Here is a 15,114-nt window from a genome sequence, read left to right on the forward strand (position 1 = left end):
TGGATATTGGAGCTATTAAGGCCATTAAACCCTAGAGGTCATCAGCAAGGATTCCAGCTCGGTGGCTCTGAAGCATGAACCAAGAGCAATTCAGCAGGTAGGTCACCAATACACCAAGAGCAATGACCTTGCTGATTGAATGTTCCTTGATCGCCACCGAAACTAATATCCCCAGGACCCATTTCCACCACTGTGCCATCCATGGTTTTCACTGCCCAATGACCGCGAAGAGTCATGATCCATTGAGGAACAGGATTTTCATGCCACTCAAACACGTCTCCAGGCATCAAAATCAATGTGACTAGTTGACTTTCAACCGTGGAGTGACGTGCATTCCATATTGGCGCAGCACCTTGAGCAAAAACAGATTGCTGGTGATTGTCAAATGCATGAAGCGACTGAGAGCTGGCCCCCATTTCATTGACCCAGACACGCCAGTACTTAATCGTTGGCAATTGCATTGTTCAACACAATGAGTCCATTCGTTAGCAGCATAGAACGGAAATCCTTACAAGTTCCTTATCATCTGGCTGAAAGGCCTGAACAAGCTTGGAAGAACACTCTGGCGAAGTTAAAGGTTGGCCCATCAGATCAAAAACATTTCAACGGATTCATGGATTCACTGATCGAGCAAACAAGCATTACGGGAGTCACACCAAGTTCGAACAAACGATTAACAAATCAGACGATGATCCCAAGCAAATATATGGATTCATTTCTAAACCGCTGTTCAAGATTCAATCGTCATGTATCCGTTGTTTATATCCTCAACAAAATCCCACAATAAATACATTTAATCCCTTATTAAGGGTTTCAATTGAAAGGATGACAACCTGGTTTTAAAGCAACCAAAGCCCTCCAGATATTCAACGTTGACCAAGTGCTTGTTGCCAACGATCAGCCAAGGATTCGATGGCAGATTGTGGTCCACAAAGACTGAGAAGAGGATTGACAAGATGGCGGGATGCTGCCAAGCGCAATGCAGTGCCATCAAGGGTCTCTAAAGCCTCCATGCAGGAATGGTCGTGATTGTCGGGTAAGCCAAGGCCTCGGAGCTGAGCGCGACGTTCAGCTCTCTGACCTGTTGTTTGCGAGGCGTGGGCCAACTGACCACGTAATTTGGCACGCGCCAGATTGAGATCTGCGCTCACAAGCGTGTGTTCCATCAGTTCCTGCCAACTCATCATCAGCAGGTCCAAGCTGGTTAAGGCCTTATCGACTGCGGTAGAGGCGTGCAAAACAAAAGGTGAGGCTTTGGCTCTTGCTGGATGGTGCACGCCAACGTCGTAGGCCACGCCATGGTCTTCGCGAAGCCGGCGAAAAAGCAAGCTGGACATACCGGTACCCAAATGGGTTTGCAGCAAACGAAGAGCAAGGTCGTCTGGGTGTCCGTGAGGGAGCGTTGGCTGACCGAGCATCAGCACAACCTGCTCGGTGGACTGCGGGTGGAGGTGAACGGTTTGTTCTGCGCTCAGTGATGCTCGGTTACTCGATTCTTTGGCATCCAGATCCGATTCAGCGGATTGGGGTTGAGAGCAAATTCCGTCTGCTTGAAGCTGGTCCAACAATCCTGCTGGGATCGAACCCGACAACGCCAAAATCGCTGCTTCGGAACTGAGCGATGTGGCAATTGGTCGGAGAGACTCAGCGTTGAGTTGCTCTACCTCAGCCGAAACTCCAAGGGGGTCATGGCCATAGGGGCCCACGCCGTAGGCCAGTTGACGCCAGCCATCAAAAGCCAGGTGGAAGGGATCTTCTCGCTGACGCTGCAAAGCCTGAAGACTCAACTCCCGCTCCAGGTTCACCTGATCCGCTTGCAGATGCGGTTCATGAACCATCGAGCCCAAGAGCGGAAGCAATTGGGGACTATCGAGATCCCGGCATTTCATGCTGATCAGCAAGCCATCTTCATTGGTGTCGCAGCGCAGGCCAGCGCCACACCCCTCCACGAGATCGGCCATTTGCATGGCATCGAGGGAGCCACACCCGCGAGTCATCACGGATGCCAACAATTGATGCGCTCCCCTCTGGCCGATCGGATCAGCAGAGCTACCACGACCGATCCACATTTTGGCGGCCAATACCCCGGGTGTCTGAACAGGATCCAGCACCAAATCTGTCGTGTTCACTCCGAGTCCTCAGGTAAGGCCAAAAGGGTGAACGCTTGATTCGGTTGCAAGCGAGTCAGAAGGGACTGTTGCAAGCGCTCAGCCGTCCAAGTCTGCAGATGACTGAGCGGAGATAGCAACGTTTGGGTTCGCCCCCATAGAGATTGGGATCCAGCAATTGCAGCAACTGATCCTGGCGCCTCCAAGCTGAATCGAAGGCCATTCCCCACCAATTGCTTTGCTCGATGGAGTTCGTCATCAGCGATGGCATCCACCGTGACCCGTTTCAATTCCTCCTCGATCACAGCTTCAACCTGCTCAATCTGGTCTTCAGGACAACATGCCTCCAACATCACCACACTTCCCTGCTCCATCACCGTGACGTCCATATCAATGGATTCCACAATTTGCAGGTCTTCCCTCAAGCGTTGCACCAAACGACTACGCCTTCCCTCCGCTAGCAGGGTGGTCGCGAGGTCGGCACCCATCACGCTGTATTGGTCGTTGGCTGCAGCCATCGGCCATGCCATCAGCAACCGTGCTGCCTCAAGGCGAGGGAAACGGAGGGTTTGCCGGCCACTTTGAAATGCGAGCGAACTTGAAGAAGATGCGATTTCATCCTCAGGATCAAGACTGCCTTCGAGCTCGGTGAGACGGCTGGAGTGAATCTGCTCCAACACGCTCGATGTCACAGCTCCACTGATGGCCAAACAACAGTTGGGACCGCGATACCTCCTGTTGTGAAATTGGCGCATTCCCTCAGGAGTGCTATTAATCAAACTCTGTTCCCATCCGAGGATTGGACGGCCGTAAGGGTGTTGTCCAAACCCTTTAGACAAAAGGGTTTGAAAGACTTGTTCATCGGGTTGATCTCGGTACTGGGCAATTTCTTCCAGAACCACATCCCTCTCCATGCCGTAAGCGTCCTCTCTCAACGCTGGATTGAGCACAAGGTCAAGCAGCAGATCCAGGGCGTTCTGAGCGCAGTTGGAAGGCACCAAGACGTGAAAGTGCACATCATCAAAACCTGTTGCCGCATTACTGCTGCCACCGAGGGCCTCAATCCGACGATCAAATTCTCCGGCCTGAAGGGTTTCGCTGCCCTTAAACACCATGTGCTCCAAAAAGTGGGCGAGACCTTCTTCCCCGTGGCCTTCCCAGGTGCTTCCTCCTCGACACCAGAAGTCAAGACAAGTCAGGTCTGCATCAGGCATCTCCGCACACACGGTCCGGCAACCGTTGTTCAAGCGCTGATGCTGCAATCCAGGGCCAGAGGCGATCTCATTCATGGTCCCGTGGCAAAGTCCCAAACTGTTATGGGCAGGAGCAGATGCCTTGCTACGACTGACATGTAGTAATGAAAACTGATCTCTACTGACACTGCGGGCTGAGCTAATGACCATTGAAGAACGACTCAACGAGTGCCGACCAGCTGTGATTGCTTATCAGTCTTATAGAGAACAGTTTGACGATGAAAGCGACAAAGCGCTGTCCTGCGAAAGGAAAATCTCACAGCGACTGGACGCTCATTGTGAACAAGAAGATCAGGTAGAGCTGCAATGTCTATGCCCCAAGTACCAGCAGGCGTTAAGAGGATGGACAAAACGGGCATTAGGTCCTCGTCAAAATGATCAAATACAGCGGAACGACATCTCACTCAACACCAAGCTGAAGAGTACGGCGATGAGCAGATAGCCTGAAACATAAGCTGAGCTGGAGCGATGAGCCACACCAAAGCAAAGTGAATCAATCTGTTTAACTCCCATGGCCTGATAGGAAAGAAATACAAGCTCTATTCATATTTCCAAGAAAGCGAATTCGTGGTCCAAGGCAGAGGAAATAGAAGTCAAGAGAGACAAGAAGAGAAGATATAAGAAAAATATCAAGAAGCTGGAATGACCGAATACTCAGGAACTGCTCCCAACTGCAAGGGAAAGATGCTTGATTAGCAACACTGATTACAGCAGGACAATGGTTGAAAGCGTGTCCTGGAGACCACCAAAACTTGATGCACAAAACCTTACGGATGGCTCATGGCGAGGACATACGCCAAAGACCAAGCTGTGTGCATAAAACTTGATGAATTAAAACTACCAATCATTGCGAGATGGTATAAATACTTAAGTATTAAATAATTTTCGTGAGTCCAGTCAAAACCATTGCACAGTGATCGCTGAACTGCACCAAAAAACCTTGCTGAAAGAAGTTCAACCCTTTGCCTTTTACCACTGCTCCGAGAGACGGAAACAGGCATTAGCTTTCTTGAAGGAAGTTGGAAACGACCACAAATTACGCGAGAAAGTTAGCACTGCAAACAATGACGATGACCTCGTAAGGATTGCCAAGGAAGCAGGATTTTGCCCTTCCACAGAAGATATTTGGCTCTACGAAGACCGAAGTTTTAGAAGAAAAGCTGGAATTCGCGGGTGCTATTTCAACGGCTATGAATCAGACTAAGTTATACTTTCTGCTAAACATGAGCGCTTAATCTTTCATGCTAGAGACTAGGGCTCAGCGATCACTGGGCCCCCTTACTGTTCGCATCCATGGCGGCATGCATGCACCCCCCTCCCACGTTTAACAAAAGGGAAAGCCAGTACCAGCAGCATTCTCCATGACTGACTCACAGCCTGTCATTGAACACTTTCGTACAGGCATTTATTCAAACCAAAGATCAAGCCATACGCTCTTCCGAGCCTCCAAAAGCAAGACTTCTTCTTCCCAATTCATACATCTCTTGATGAATATTCGACGACTCTGTCTGAAACCAATCAACATATTTAGGTGTTTCAATTTTTTTCACCCCTAAGTCATAAACTATATACTCAAGGGTTATAAAGCCTCCACCTTCTGCCTTATAACCCAGCTCTAGCAAAACTCTTCCGCTGTCGGTAGGAAGAGGAATCTCTGCATTGTTTTGACTGGTTGTTGTTTCTATTATCAACGAAGCACTTGTTCCATCGCCTGAGATATCCCTGATTCTTAAAAATAGAGCAGAGTTAAATTTGCTATCTATCAGCCACTTTGTTCCTTCTCTAATTTTCCAGCTGCATTGGATCACTCCAGGATGCAGACTACCAACAAAGCTGGAAAGATCTGCATGGTCGCTCTTAACAAGAGAATTCCTCAGCAAGACACCCAGACCAAAAAGCAGCTGCTTCATTCCGGCAAGTTTTATTCATATAGCCTTCAAGACAGCATAGACGATGAAACCTAAAATTATCGATTGCCTTAACGTGGTTAAATAAAAACTTATGGGCTAGTCTTTACCAGAATGCACAAAACTTCTTAATCGAAGCCATGCACTATCTTTCCTTTCCATATATAGCTTCTTGAGCTTACGATCAGCTTCTCATTCTAGACTCTGAGAAACTCCAGAGAGAACCGAGATAACCTTACAAACGTCGTGCCGCTGCTTGCAAAAAGCTAACGATGGCCAAAGACATACCTAAATCGAGCCACCACTAAGCCTTGGGAGACAACTCAATCGATTCATAAAACCTACATGGCATCGGCAAAAGGAAATCAGTCTCCATCCACCTCTCGCCAGCAGAGCTACAAATCCTAATCCTGCATAATGAAGAGGATCGTGAAAGCAACTTCTAGTGGATTCAAGAAACGACGAACAACACAACAAAGTATCTAGCTAAAACGTTTCGACAGCTCTTTGCTTTGCAGTCAGAACCCAGGCTTGTTTCATTAATGGCTTAAATGAGACCATGCTTCTAGTGCACGCCAAAAATGCTTCTACAAGGTCCAGCAAAAAGGAGCAGGGCAGGCATAAATCATTTTCTTAATGCCTACATTAAGAAATACGCCTGAACAAATGTGGGCTTATCAGCCCTATGAATTCAATTGAAAGATGATGAACAAACTAGGCAAGTAACAGCCGTCAGAAACCAACCAACGCTCATCAAATGATAAAAGACAAATAGGCAAAACAACCTCTATCGGCAAACTACCTCGGCTCATCCACGAACAAACAACGTCAACAGGTCCAGCCCCTCATGAACATCGCCGCCGCTCACTGCTGTAGTAGCAGCGAATAGACCATCACAGACGGCCTAGCTCGTGTTCGAAAGAGTTGTAGGGGGGCATGAGGCAACACCAGTTGACGACCGTGACCGAGTGGAGCCATCAAGGCTTAAAGACTCTCGACAGTTGATCTCTCCTCGCCAACACCCTCAAGTAGCCTTACCTATCCAACAGATGGCCCTTAGCCACTGACAATTCACTGACAGTACGGTGACAAAAGGTTGAGCAAACCCCAGTCATAGCCTTGATCAGTTGATAAGTCAGGGGTAGTACCACTCTGTGTTGTCCCTCGCTGGACTGATGTCCGAATCCACCAACGGTCTTGAATTGCACCCGCTGGTGACCTCTCTAGCGGAGCAAATTCGCACGTGTCGGACAGCCCTCCCTGACCTCTCTCCTCTGGCTGTAGACCCCGCTTTAGAAGCAATCAGCGGAATGCTTGATGGCGAAACGCTCTTCATTCGCAACGAGCTGCATCAATGCCTTGGTTTACGCAAACTTCATCTTGAGATTGCTCGCCTGGGCATGGGATTGCAGATCCTTCATTGCGTCTTTTTTCCGGATCCCAGGTTCGACCTACCAGTCTTTGGTGCCGATATTGTTGCCAGCAAAGCAGGGATTTCGGCAGCCATTGTTGATCTCTCACCCGTATGCAATGCATTACCTGATGCGGTAAGTGAACCGCTCAGTGCTTTGCAATTGCCTCCATTTCAGCAAGTGAGAGACCTACCTGCATGGGGAACTATTTTTTCCCCTTATGTGAAATTCATTCGTCCCATCGATGAGCAAGAGGAGGCATGGTTTGTTGATCTCGTTGGCGAGTACCTCAACATCCTTCGCCAGGCGATTCTGGCAACCGCTCCCAATGCCCTTGATGAACTCCCTACGATCAATCGTCATCAGGGCCAACTCTCCTATTGCCGGCAACAGAAACGCAACGACAAGACTCGACGTGTCTTAGAGAAAGCCTTCGGGAGCGCTTGGGCCGATCGCTACATCGAAGAGATGCTCTTCGACGATCCTCCAGCTCTTCAATGAAGCCACCTAAGTGGGTGATCGTTGGGGTGCTTGGAACTGCTGTAGTCGGTGCCGGTGTCTGGATCACACGCAGGCCAGCGCCGGACGCCCCACTTGCGGCTGCAGCTCCAAAAGTCCGTGCTCCCGAAGCGGTTGCTGCCCTAGGGCAACTCAAACCGGCTGGAGAAGTGCGTCGCTTGGCGGCTCCAGTGAGTGGGTTTGGCGGTACCCCTCGCATTTTGGCCCTGCTGGTTAACGAAGGGGACCAGATTCGCAAGGGCCAACCCTTGGCAATCTTTGACAGCCGACCCCAAATCGAAGCCGAAATCGCTGAAGTTGACGCACAAATTCAATCGGCTGCCATCGAAGTCGAGCTCCAACAGCGGGAGGTGTCCCGCTACGCAGCCGCGGCCAAGGTAGGAGCTGCTGCAATGGTGGCCTATGAGGAAAAGCAGGATGAACTCAGACGCTTCCAACGAGAAGGCGTCGAACTGATCGCAAAGAGACGAAGCCTCGAAACCGACCTTGCTGAAAGCGAGTTGCTTTCTCCCGTCAATGGCACGGTGCTCAAAATTCACAGCCGCGTTGGAGAGCGTCCTAGCAGCGACGGTGTAATGGAGGTGGGAGCCAGCCAAAGCATGGAGGCCCTGGTTGAAGTGTACGAATCGGATATCAATCGAATTTCAATTGGTCAGCCCGTGACCTTGACCAGTGAAAATGGCGGATTCCAAGGGACCCTCGAGGGCCGCGTTGAGCGAATCACTCCGCAGGTACGACAGCGACAGGTTCTTTCAACAGATCCCACCGGTGACGCAGATGCCAGGATCATTGAGGTGGATGTGGTTCTTTCACCAGAGTCGGCTCAGCGAGTGACGCAACTTTCTGGTTTGAAAGTGATTGCTCGCTTCAAAAGCCGATGATCCGGGCCTTGTGGCAGCGGCGCAGAATTCCTTTGGCATCGTTGATGCTGATCCGCCAGCCCGTCCGTTTAGCGGTTGCTCTGGCAGGCATCAGCTTTGCCGGAATTCTGATGTTCATGCAGCTGGGCTTTCGCGACGGCTTGTTTGACGCCAGCGTCACCGTGCATCGTCTTTTCGATGCAGACATCGTTTTGATCAGCCCACGCTCCACCAGTTCGGTGAGCATGGCCGGCTTCCCTCGCAGGCGACTCATTCAAGCCATGGCCTCTCCAGAGGTGGAGGGGATTACGCCCGTCCACTGGAATCTTCTGCTTTGGAGAAATCCCGAAACGCTTGGAACACGCTCGATTCTTGCGTTGGGATTTGAACCCAGCCATTCCCTCTTTACCGATCCAACCCTGTCCGCAAAAGCCAATCTGCTCACCCAAAAAGGCAGGGTCTTATTTGATGAAAAATCGCGAGCAGAATTTGGTCCTGTTGCCAAATGGTTTCGTGAGGGACGCACCGTTGAAAGTGAAATTGCAGGCAAAAGAGTTCGCGTAGCGGGTCTAATTGGCCTAGGGGCTTCTTTTGGTGCTGATGGCAACTTAATAACGAGCAGCGAAACATTTTTGGATTTAATTCCAAATACCCCCTCGGGAAGTATCGAAGTGGGCTTAGTTCGCCTCAAACCTGGAAGTGATGCAGACCAGGTAGCGCAACATCTCCAATCTCAGTTACCAGACGATGTCACCGTGCTGACCAAGCAGGGATTCATTGATTTCGAGCAAAATTATTGGCGAACAAGCACGTCAATCGGATTCATTTTTACCCTCGGCGCCGCAATGGGTTTTGTGGTGGGATGCGTGATTGTGTATCAGGTTCTGTATTCAGATGTCAGCGACCATCTTCCTGAATACGCCACCCTGATGGCGATGGGTTACAAGCTCAATAGCTTGCTGGGAGTTGTGGTCAGAGAAGGATTGTTGCTTGCTCTGTTTGGCTACCTACCCGCTTATGCCGCCGGACAGGGCTTGTATTTATTGGTGCGTAATGCCACCCAGTTACCAGTGGCGATGAACACGGTTCGAGCCGTGAGCGTATTCAGCATGATCTTGATCATGTGCATGCTCTCCGCTGGTCTTGCCATGCGCCGACTCGTTGATGCCGATCCTGCGGAGATTTTTTAAAGCGATGGGAAAGGGTCCACTCACAGTTGATATCCATGCTCTGAGCCATTGGTACGGCAAAGGCTCCACCTGTAGGCAGGTGCTTCAAGGTGTGGACTTGCAAATTTCTGCAGGTGAGGTGGTGCTGCTCACCGGTCCTTCCGGCTGCGGCAAAACAACCCTGCTCACCTTGATCGGAGCATTACGAAAGGTTCAAGAGGGTGATGTTGAAGTATTTGGGGAGCAACTACTTGGAGCCGCTCGAGGACAGCGTCAGAGGTTGCGCCGTCGCATTGGCATGATTTTCCAGGGCCACAATCTGTTGCGCTGTCTTACCGCCGAACAAAATGTTCAGATGGGCGCTGATCTTTTGCCCAATCTTGGATACAGAGCTCGTCGCGACCAAGCACGAGAGTGGTTGCGCTCTGTAGGACTTGAAGACGAGTTAGGAAAACTTCCCCATGACCTTTCCGGGGGCCAAAAGCAGAGAGTGGCGATCGCAAGAGCCCTTGCAGCTAAACCTCAGCTCCTGCTCGCCGATGAACCAACAGCGGCTCTCGACAGCGGCACCGGCCGAGAAGTTGTTGAGTTATTGAAGCGCTTAGCGCGAGAACAGTCCTGTTCTGTACTGATGGTGACGCATGATCCGCGCATCCTTGATGTGGCAGATCGTCTTGTTCGAATGGAAGATGGACGTCTTTACCAGACGATTAGTTAAGTTGGTCTGAGTTTAAGAGTTGGAATCTTCCAAAACGCATGGCCAAGCGCAGAAACCTCAAGAAGGAAAAGCAGGAGCGCAATCGCGCTTACGCCCGCAAATTTAAAAAGCGCAAGCTCCGCAATGACGGCCGTGGCGAAGGTGCTGGTAACGGCGTAACCGGTACTGCCAACAACGGTGGTGCTGCGGATTGATCGCGTTGGCGTGACTCTGCATCGTTTGCATTAAGGAAGGGGGGAGATCCCCCTTTTTTTGTGGCTTTAGGCTGAAGAACTGTTTTCCCTGTCTCACACGGATGTTCATCAGCGTCGTCATCCCCACCTACAACCGACGCTCCATTCTTGAGAAGTGTCTGCAGGCACTGGAACACCAAGATCCCAGCGGAGAAATCGAGAACTACGAAGTGGTTGTCGTTGATGACGGCTCCAGTGACGGCACCCCCGATTGGTTGCGTCAAGAGGAAGCTCGATTCCCCCATGTCCGCTTGGTGGAACAACAACATGGCGGACCTGCCGAAGGCCGTAATCGCGGCGTTGATCATGCCAAAGGAGATGTGATCGTCTTTATCGATAGCGATTTAGTCGTCACATCAAGCTTCCTGGCATCCCATGCGCGTGCCCTAAGTCGGCGTTGGAATCAGCAGGGGAATCGTCTCTGTTTCACCTATGGAGCAGTGATCAATACGGCCAACTTTGATCAACCAACAGCAGAACGGCACAAACTGCGTGATTTGTCTTGGGCGTATTTCGCAACGGGAAACGTGGCAATCGATCGGGATGTATTGGAGCGTTCCGGATTATTTGATATTGGTTTCCGCCTGTACGGATGGGAAGACCTGGAGCTCGGAGAGCGGCTCAGGCAAATGGGTGTGGAGCTTGTGAAATGTCCTGAAGCGGTTGGCTATCACTGGCATCCAGCATTTCACCTGGACCAAATCCCCAACCTGATTCGTGTGGAGCGGGAACGCGCCCGGATGGGATTGGTGTTCTATCGAAAACACCCCAGTCTTCGGGTCCGGTTCATCATCCAATTCACGTGGTTACATCGCTTGCTTTGGTCCTTGCTCACGATCGGAGGGCTTCTCAATGAACACAGCCTTCGGCCGCTCATGGCTTGGCTGATTCAAAGGGGGCAACCATCCCTGGCTATGGAGTTATTGCGCCTCCCCCTCAACAGAATTGGTGTTGAAGCGCTGTATCGAGAAGCCCGACAAGCTGGCTTGAACTGAACCGAATGGTGGCGGAGCTGCGTCGGCTACTGATCGAGCCCAAGCGATTGGCCGATCGTGATGGCAATGGATGTCTTGTCCTTCGTGATGACGAACGTCATTACCTGCGCCGAGTTTTACGGCTGCGTTCTGGATCGCCTGTGGCAGTTGTGGATGGCCGCGGCCATCTTTGGGAGGGATCGCTTCAGGAGGAAGGACAGCTCCTGCTCCCCAACAGTTGTGAAACCACAACCCCAGCCAAAACACCTCAGCTGGGCCTTGCGATTGCGCTGGTGCGACGAGGCATGGATGACGTCATGCGTATGGCTTGTGAATTAGGCGTGGATTGCATCCAGCCCTTGCAAGCAGCGCGAAGCACACCCCAGGCGGACTACAAACCAGAACGGTGGCAGTTGATCCTCAAGGAAGCGGTCGAGCAATGCGAGCGGCTCTGGATGCCCCGGCTCCTACCGCTGGCATCCACGGATGACTGGTGGACGATGCATGGGAACAACGACACTCTGGCGATTGCCACCACACGCTTAGAAGAGCTGACTGCATTGGAGCCCTGGTTGCGGCGCCAGACCCTAAAGGACAACTGCATCTGGCTTGCTATTGGCCCAGAGGGAGGCTGGGACCCTCTGGAACAAGCCAAGGCTCTGAGCGAAGGATGGGCACCGATCAGTCTCAGTGAGGACATTTTGCGCTCTTCCACAGCAGCAATTGCAGGAGTGACAACACTCAGCAATTGGCGTCGGACGACGCTGACCAGTGAGAGAACCAACTGCTGAGAAAAACTGAAATGGCGTCAGCTACTGAACAGTTCTGATGCCATGTCGCTGAACCCCTTCAAGTTTCTTCCCGGACGACGACGCTGAAGACGCAAAGCACGACCGGGCCGGATCATCTCAGGAGCGAAAGTACTGAGCGTTACGACAGGACGGGCGGCTTCTGCTTCAGCTAGAGCAGCTGCGATAGCTTCCGCCGTCGTGAGGGAGCCTGTTGCCGCTGCGGGGGCAGCTGGGGCAGAGGCTGTGGGTGCAGAAGTTGCTGGTTTAGTTGCAGTAACTGGCGTCGAAACCGCTTGAACTGGTTTGGCGGGCTCAACCTTGCTACTCCCATCAACCATTTTGGAGATGGCAGGGATCGGGGCAAGAGAGACCTCTTGATCATCCTCGACAGGAAGATCTCGCACAGGCGCTATCTGAATGACCTGGTCGGTCGAAGCAGCTTCCTCGAGGTTGAGGAAAAAGCCTTTGCTCTTCAGCACCATGCCAGGTTCCGGTGGACAACGTGGGCTGATTATCCAATCCAAACAGTCTGAATGGGCTGATGCTTAGAGCAGTGCAACACAGCTCGATGGTTTTGCCTGACCAGAACATCACGATGTGGGGGATTGCCCTGCTTCTCAATGGCGTGCTGATTGCCATGGCACAGCGCGTTCCCCTGCTGACAAGCAGGGGCTGGGTGCATGCCGGAATCCTTGGAACAATCCTCTGGGGCTGCCTGGGCTGGAGAGGCTGGGTTGCAGTTGTGATCTACCTCGTACTGGGATCACTAGTCACGCGCCTTGGTTTTGCACAAAAGCAAAAGCAAGGGCTTGCAGAGGCGCGAGGTGGCCGTCGAGGTCCAGCAAACGTTTGGGGATCTGCCTTGACTGGCACGGTGATCGCCCTTGTCATTGGAGCAGGTATCGGCTCCCCAACGTTGTTGCTGATTGGATTTGCTGCCAGCTTCGCGGCCAAACTTGCTGACACCTTTGGAAGTGAGATCGGCAAACGCTGGGGACGAACAACCGTTTTGATCACCAGTCTTCGCAGAGTGCCAGCAGGAACGGAGGGTGCCGTGAGCCTGGAAGGCACCCTGGCAAGTGCCGCTGGCAGCCTGCTGATGATGCTGGTGATGGCGGGGCTATCGATCTTGACCTCTCCCACGGCGATGATCGTGGTCGCAATTGTGGGTCTGGTCGCCACCCTGCTGGAAAGCCTGCTGGGAGCTCTGGCTCAGGAGAGGGTGACCTGGCTCACCAATGAGATCGTCAACGGCTTGCAAACCGCCTGGGCCGCCGTCTTAGCGATGCTGATTGCGGTTCCTCTTGGTCTTGCTGGCTAATGGGAGGCACTGCTGTAGAGGTCGTGCTGCCTGTCGCAATCGGCTCAGCGACTCTCGAATTGATTGGCGTAACAGCCCTGCATCAACCTTGTCTCTCAAAGCAAGGTCTTTGATTGAAATGTTGTCGACATAACGAGCAAGGAGCCAACAACACTGTTGAGGCTCGAGGCTCATCATTGCGTCCTTTAACCAGCGAAGGGTTGGTTCCTCCACCAAAGCAGGCACAGATGAGGGATCCTCGATTTGATTGATCAGAGAGCTTCTCAGCTCTCCGTCTACCGACTGAATGGAAGGAGCAACATCAAGCGAATCGACATGGCCGAAGGAGTGGGCGATCAGAGCCTCTCGCCAACGTTGAGGGCTCACGTTGAGGGATGCTGCGAGTCCTAGCTCATCCAGTGGATCCAGGCTCTGTTGCAACCGTTGCGCCTGAAGACGTACACCTCGACTGTGCAAGTCCTTCAAGCGCCAAGGAATCCTCAGCGCATGTTGTCGATCGCGACGGAAATGCAGGATTTGGCCGTTAACTCTGGCCAACACATAGGTGCTGATACGAAATCCACGTTGAGGATCAAAGTTGGCCATTCCATTGATCAAGCCCAAGCAACCTTCTTGCACTAAATCGTCTGGATCTCCTGGGTAGCGAGCCGCCTGATGGATGGCGGCATGGTGCGCTAAGCCAAGATGTTCAAGCACAGCATCATTGCGCTCAAGAATTGACTTGGGCAACGATCTGCGCTGTTCGCGCCGTCGAAGACTCTGAGTGGAAGGCATGAACTATGGATTATTCGGACCCTTTCAACGTCGCTTTCATCTGCCTTTCCACCCTCCTCCTTTCCAATGAAAGGTTCCACTCGAAAGGATGAAAGCCAAGTCATCCAAAGAGTGAATACTTGCTATGAGTGGAACGAGGCAACCCCTTAAACCATGATCAAACCACGCAATCGCCACTCAATTGCTTTCGTTTGCATGTCTCTTTTAAGCGGCATAGCAATCACACAAGCCATGCCTAGTCACGCCCAATCGATTGAAGAATGGTATGAAAGCCGCCCACCAGCACAACTTTGTGAGCTTTATCGCTCTGGGGCAATTCGACCAGATCAACTCCCCGGGGGAAGAGACTCAGACCCTTGCGCGAATTTTCCGACCCCGGATCAATACGTCATCAAGGATGTGAACTGACGATGGGGCTCCAGACCAGCCCAATTGAGAAGGGGCTTCCACTCCTGAAGTCGTTGATGAATCCAATGATGACCTGTGCTGTTGAGATGAATGCCGTCAGGTTCCAACCAGGTCAGCCAATCAGGCTCTGCAGCCATCGCTCGGTGCAGGCTTAAAAACGGAACATCGGCTTCCAGACACGTTTCCTCCAATTGCGCTTCATGGATAGCCACTGCCTCATTGCTGTACCAAAGGCAGTCAGCGAAAGGCATGACCGCTTCATCAACAACACTCAGACCCATCACCATGACTTGGGTGGCTGGCGTCATCGCTGCTAGCAATTGCTCCAGTCCGAAGCGAAATGCTTCAGCACTCAATTGCTGGCGTCCATCAATCCGGCCCACCCGTGCACTGTCATTGAGTCCCACCGAGAGCAGCAAACCATCGGGCTGCTGGCGCCGGAGCTCACCGCGGCAACCCCATTCTTGTTGCCATCGCTGAGCGATGCGCTCCAGTCCATCCCCACGCACACCAAGCCCATACACCACCGGGGCTGAGGGCATCGTCATCCATTGACGCCTCAACCGTTCACACCATCCCCCTCCCTCTGGATCACCCCATCCATACACACCGCTATCACCGATCACGACAAGCTGCCGGGGCGCTGTTGTCATCACTGGCGGTCACG

The 15,114-nt window shown here is 52.1% G+C and carries 17 protein-coding genes; 10 read left to right on the plus strand and 7 right to left on the minus strand.

The window, feature by feature from the left end:
- Positions 1-41: 41 nt before the first annotated feature.
- From SYNC_RS07655 to SYNC_RS07665, 3 genes are all read right to left on the minus strand, one after another.
- Positions 42-461, minus strand: a complete 420-nt coding sequence (locus tag SYNC_RS07655) for a cupin domain-containing protein (protein ID WP_011619568.1) — start codon at positions 459-461, stop codon at positions 42-44.
- Between the two features lie 405 nt (positions 462-866).
- Positions 867-2,129, minus strand: a complete 1,263-nt coding sequence (locus SYNC_RS07660; protein WP_041426576.1) for a pitrilysin family protein — start codon at positions 2,127-2,129, stop codon at positions 867-869.
- Positions 2,126-3,397 (minus strand): pitrilysin family protein, encoded by a 1,272-nt coding sequence (locus SYNC_RS07665; RefSeq protein WP_237699185.1) that lies wholly within the window; start codon positions 3,395-3,397, stop codon positions 2,126-2,128. The genes SYNC_RS07660 and SYNC_RS07665 overlap by 4 nt, the downstream gene beginning before the upstream one ends.
- A gap of 106 nt (positions 3,398-3,503) precedes the next feature.
- On the opposite strand from SYNC_RS07665, the gene SYNC_RS07670 reads away from it, so the two are divergent.
- Both SYNC_RS07670 and SYNC_RS07675 read left to right on the plus strand, forming a co-directional pair.
- Entirely contained in the window at positions 3,504-3,803 is a 300-nt protein-coding gene (locus SYNC_RS07670) for a hypothetical protein (protein WP_041426577.1), read from the plus strand.
- 471 nt (positions 3,804-4,274) lie between these two features.
- Positions 4,275-4,565 (plus strand): Nif11-like leader peptide family natural product precursor, encoded by a 291-nt coding sequence (locus tag SYNC_RS07675; protein WP_011619572.1) that lies wholly within the window; start codon positions 4,275-4,277, stop codon positions 4,563-4,565.
- A gap of 217 nt (positions 4,566-4,782) precedes the next feature.
- Here the strand turns inward: SYNC_RS07675 and SYNC_RS07680 are convergent, their stop codons facing one another.
- A complete protein-coding gene (locus SYNC_RS07680; RefSeq protein ID WP_011619573.1) occupies positions 4,783-5,271 on the minus strand; it encodes a hypothetical protein in 489 nt (162 codons plus the stop codon).
- Between the two features lie 1,172 nt (positions 5,272-6,443).
- Here SYNC_RS07680 and SYNC_RS07685 point away from each other — a divergent pair.
- From SYNC_RS07685 to SYNC_RS07710, 7 genes are all read left to right on the plus strand, one after another.
- A complete protein-coding gene (locus SYNC_RS07685; RefSeq protein ID WP_011619575.1) occupies positions 6,444-7,181 on the plus strand; it encodes a phycocyanobilin:ferredoxin oxidoreductase in 738 nt (245 codons plus the stop codon).
- On the plus strand, positions 7,178-8,080 hold the full coding sequence (locus tag SYNC_RS07690; protein ID WP_011619576.1) for an HlyD family efflux transporter periplasmic adaptor subunit: 903 nt from the start codon (positions 7,178-7,180) through the stop codon (positions 8,078-8,080). The genes SYNC_RS07685 and SYNC_RS07690 overlap by 4 nt, the downstream gene beginning before the upstream one ends.
- Positions 8,077-9,249: an ABC transporter permease DevC gene (gene devC / locus SYNC_RS07695; RefSeq protein WP_011619577.1), complete on the plus strand. Its 1,173-nt coding sequence runs from the start codon at positions 8,077-8,079 to the stop codon at positions 9,247-9,249. The genes SYNC_RS07690 and devC overlap by 4 nt, the downstream gene beginning before the upstream one ends.
- 4 nt (positions 9,250-9,253) lie before the next feature.
- The gene (locus SYNC_RS07700) at positions 9,254-9,946 is read left to right on the plus strand and encodes a DevA family ABC transporter ATP-binding protein (RefSeq protein ID WP_041426579.1); all 693 of its coding nucleotides are present in this window, start codon (positions 9,254-9,256) and stop codon (positions 9,944-9,946) included.
- A 38-nt stretch (positions 9,947-9,984) separates the two neighbouring features.
- Positions 9,985-10,140, plus strand: a complete 156-nt coding sequence (locus SYNC_RS14350; RefSeq protein ID WP_006171625.1) for a hypothetical protein — start codon at positions 9,985-9,987, stop codon at positions 10,138-10,140.
- A gap of 101 nt (positions 10,141-10,241) precedes the next feature.
- The gene (locus SYNC_RS07705) at positions 10,242-11,174 is read left to right on the plus strand and encodes a glycosyltransferase family 2 protein (protein WP_011619579.1); all 933 of its coding nucleotides are present in this window, start codon (positions 10,242-10,244) and stop codon (positions 11,172-11,174) included.
- 5 nt (positions 11,175-11,179) lie between these two features.
- Positions 11,180-11,944: a 16S rRNA (uracil(1498)-N(3))-methyltransferase gene (locus SYNC_RS07710; RefSeq protein WP_011619580.1), complete on the plus strand. Its 765-nt coding sequence runs from the start codon at positions 11,180-11,182 to the stop codon at positions 11,942-11,944.
- A 17-nt stretch (positions 11,945-11,961) separates the two neighbouring features.
- Here the strand turns inward: SYNC_RS07710 and SYNC_RS07715 are convergent, their stop codons facing one another.
- Positions 11,962-12,426, minus strand: a complete 465-nt coding sequence (locus tag SYNC_RS07715; RefSeq protein ID WP_041426580.1) for a hypothetical protein — start codon at positions 12,424-12,426, stop codon at positions 11,962-11,964.
- A gap of 59 nt (positions 12,427-12,485) precedes the next feature.
- Here SYNC_RS07715 and SYNC_RS07720 point away from each other — a divergent pair, with 59 nt between their 5' ends.
- Positions 12,486-13,265 carry a TIGR00297 family protein gene (locus SYNC_RS07720; protein ID WP_148201879.1) on the plus strand — a complete coding sequence of 260 codons (780 nt, stop codon included), beginning with the start codon at positions 12,486-12,488 and terminating at the stop codon, positions 13,263-13,265.
- On the opposite strand, the gene SYNC_RS07725 is transcribed toward SYNC_RS07720, so the two are convergent.
- Positions 13,224-14,039 (minus strand): sigma-70 family RNA polymerase sigma factor, encoded by an 816-nt coding sequence (locus SYNC_RS07725; protein ID WP_011619583.1) that lies wholly within the window; start codon positions 14,037-14,039, stop codon positions 13,224-13,226. The genes SYNC_RS07720 and SYNC_RS07725 overlap by 42 nt on opposite strands.
- 380 nt (positions 14,040-14,419) lie before the next feature.
- Entirely contained in the window at positions 14,420-15,100 is a 681-nt protein-coding gene (locus SYNC_RS07730) for a GDSL-type esterase/lipase family protein (RefSeq protein WP_041426581.1), read from the minus strand.
- Positions 15,101-15,114 lie beyond the last annotated feature (14 nt).

Origin of the sequence: Synechococcus sp. CC9311, assembly GCF_000014585.1 — a bacterium.
Classification (GTDB): domain Bacteria; phylum Cyanobacteriota; class Cyanobacteriia; order PCC-6307; family Cyanobiaceae; genus Synechococcus_C.

Bases quoted from the DNA above. Each gene is read 5' to 3' on its own strand.
- SYNC_RS07715 (WP_041426580.1), bottom strand. From the start codon at position 12,426: ATGGTGCTGAAGAGCAAAGGCTTTTTCCTCAACCTCGAGGAAGCTGCT.
- SYNC_RS07655 (WP_011619568.1), bottom strand. From the start codon at position 461: ATGCAATTGCCAACGATTAAGTACTGGCGTGTCTGGGTCAATGAAATG.
- SYNC_RS07700 (WP_041426579.1), top strand. From the start codon at position 9,254: ATGGGAAAGGGTCCACTCACAGTTGATATCCATGCTCTGAGCCATTGG.
- SYNC_RS07665 (WP_237699185.1), bottom strand. From the start codon at position 3,397: ATGAATGAGATCGCCTCTGGCCCTGGATTGCAGCATCAGCGCTTGAAC.
- SYNC_RS07725 (WP_011619583.1), bottom strand. From the start codon at position 14,039: ATGCCTTCCACTCAGAGTCTTCGACGGCGCGAACAGCGCAGATCGTTG.
- SYNC_RS07730 (WP_041426581.1), bottom strand. From the start codon at position 15,100: ATGACAACAGCGCCCCGGCAGCTTGTCGTGATCGGTGATAGCGGTGTG.
- SYNC_RS07710 (WP_011619580.1), top strand. From the start codon at position 11,180: ATGGTGGCGGAGCTGCGTCGGCTACTGATCGAGCCCAAGCGATTGGCC.
- devC (WP_011619577.1), top strand. From the start codon at position 8,077: ATGATCCGGGCCTTGTGGCAGCGGCGCAGAATTCCTTTGGCATCGTTG.
- SYNC_RS14350 (WP_006171625.1), top strand. From the start codon at position 9,985: ATGGCCAAGCGCAGAAACCTCAAGAAGGAAAAGCAGGAGCGCAATCGC.
- SYNC_RS07685 (WP_011619575.1), top strand. From the start codon at position 6,444: ATGTCCGAATCCACCAACGGTCTTGAATTGCACCCGCTGGTGACCTCT.
- SYNC_RS07670 (WP_041426577.1), top strand. From the start codon at position 3,504: ATGACCATTGAAGAACGACTCAACGAGTGCCGACCAGCTGTGATTGCT.
- SYNC_RS07705 (WP_011619579.1), top strand. From the start codon at position 10,242: ATGTTCATCAGCGTCGTCATCCCCACCTACAACCGACGCTCCATTCTT.
- SYNC_RS07690 (WP_011619576.1), top strand. From the start codon at position 7,178: ATGAAGCCACCTAAGTGGGTGATCGTTGGGGTGCTTGGAACTGCTGTA.
- SYNC_RS07680 (WP_011619573.1), bottom strand. From the start codon at position 5,271: ATGAAGCAGCTGCTTTTTGGTCTGGGTGTCTTGCTGAGGAATTCTCTT.
- SYNC_RS07720 (WP_148201879.1), top strand. From the start codon at position 12,486: ATGCTTAGAGCAGTGCAACACAGCTCGATGGTTTTGCCTGACCAGAAC.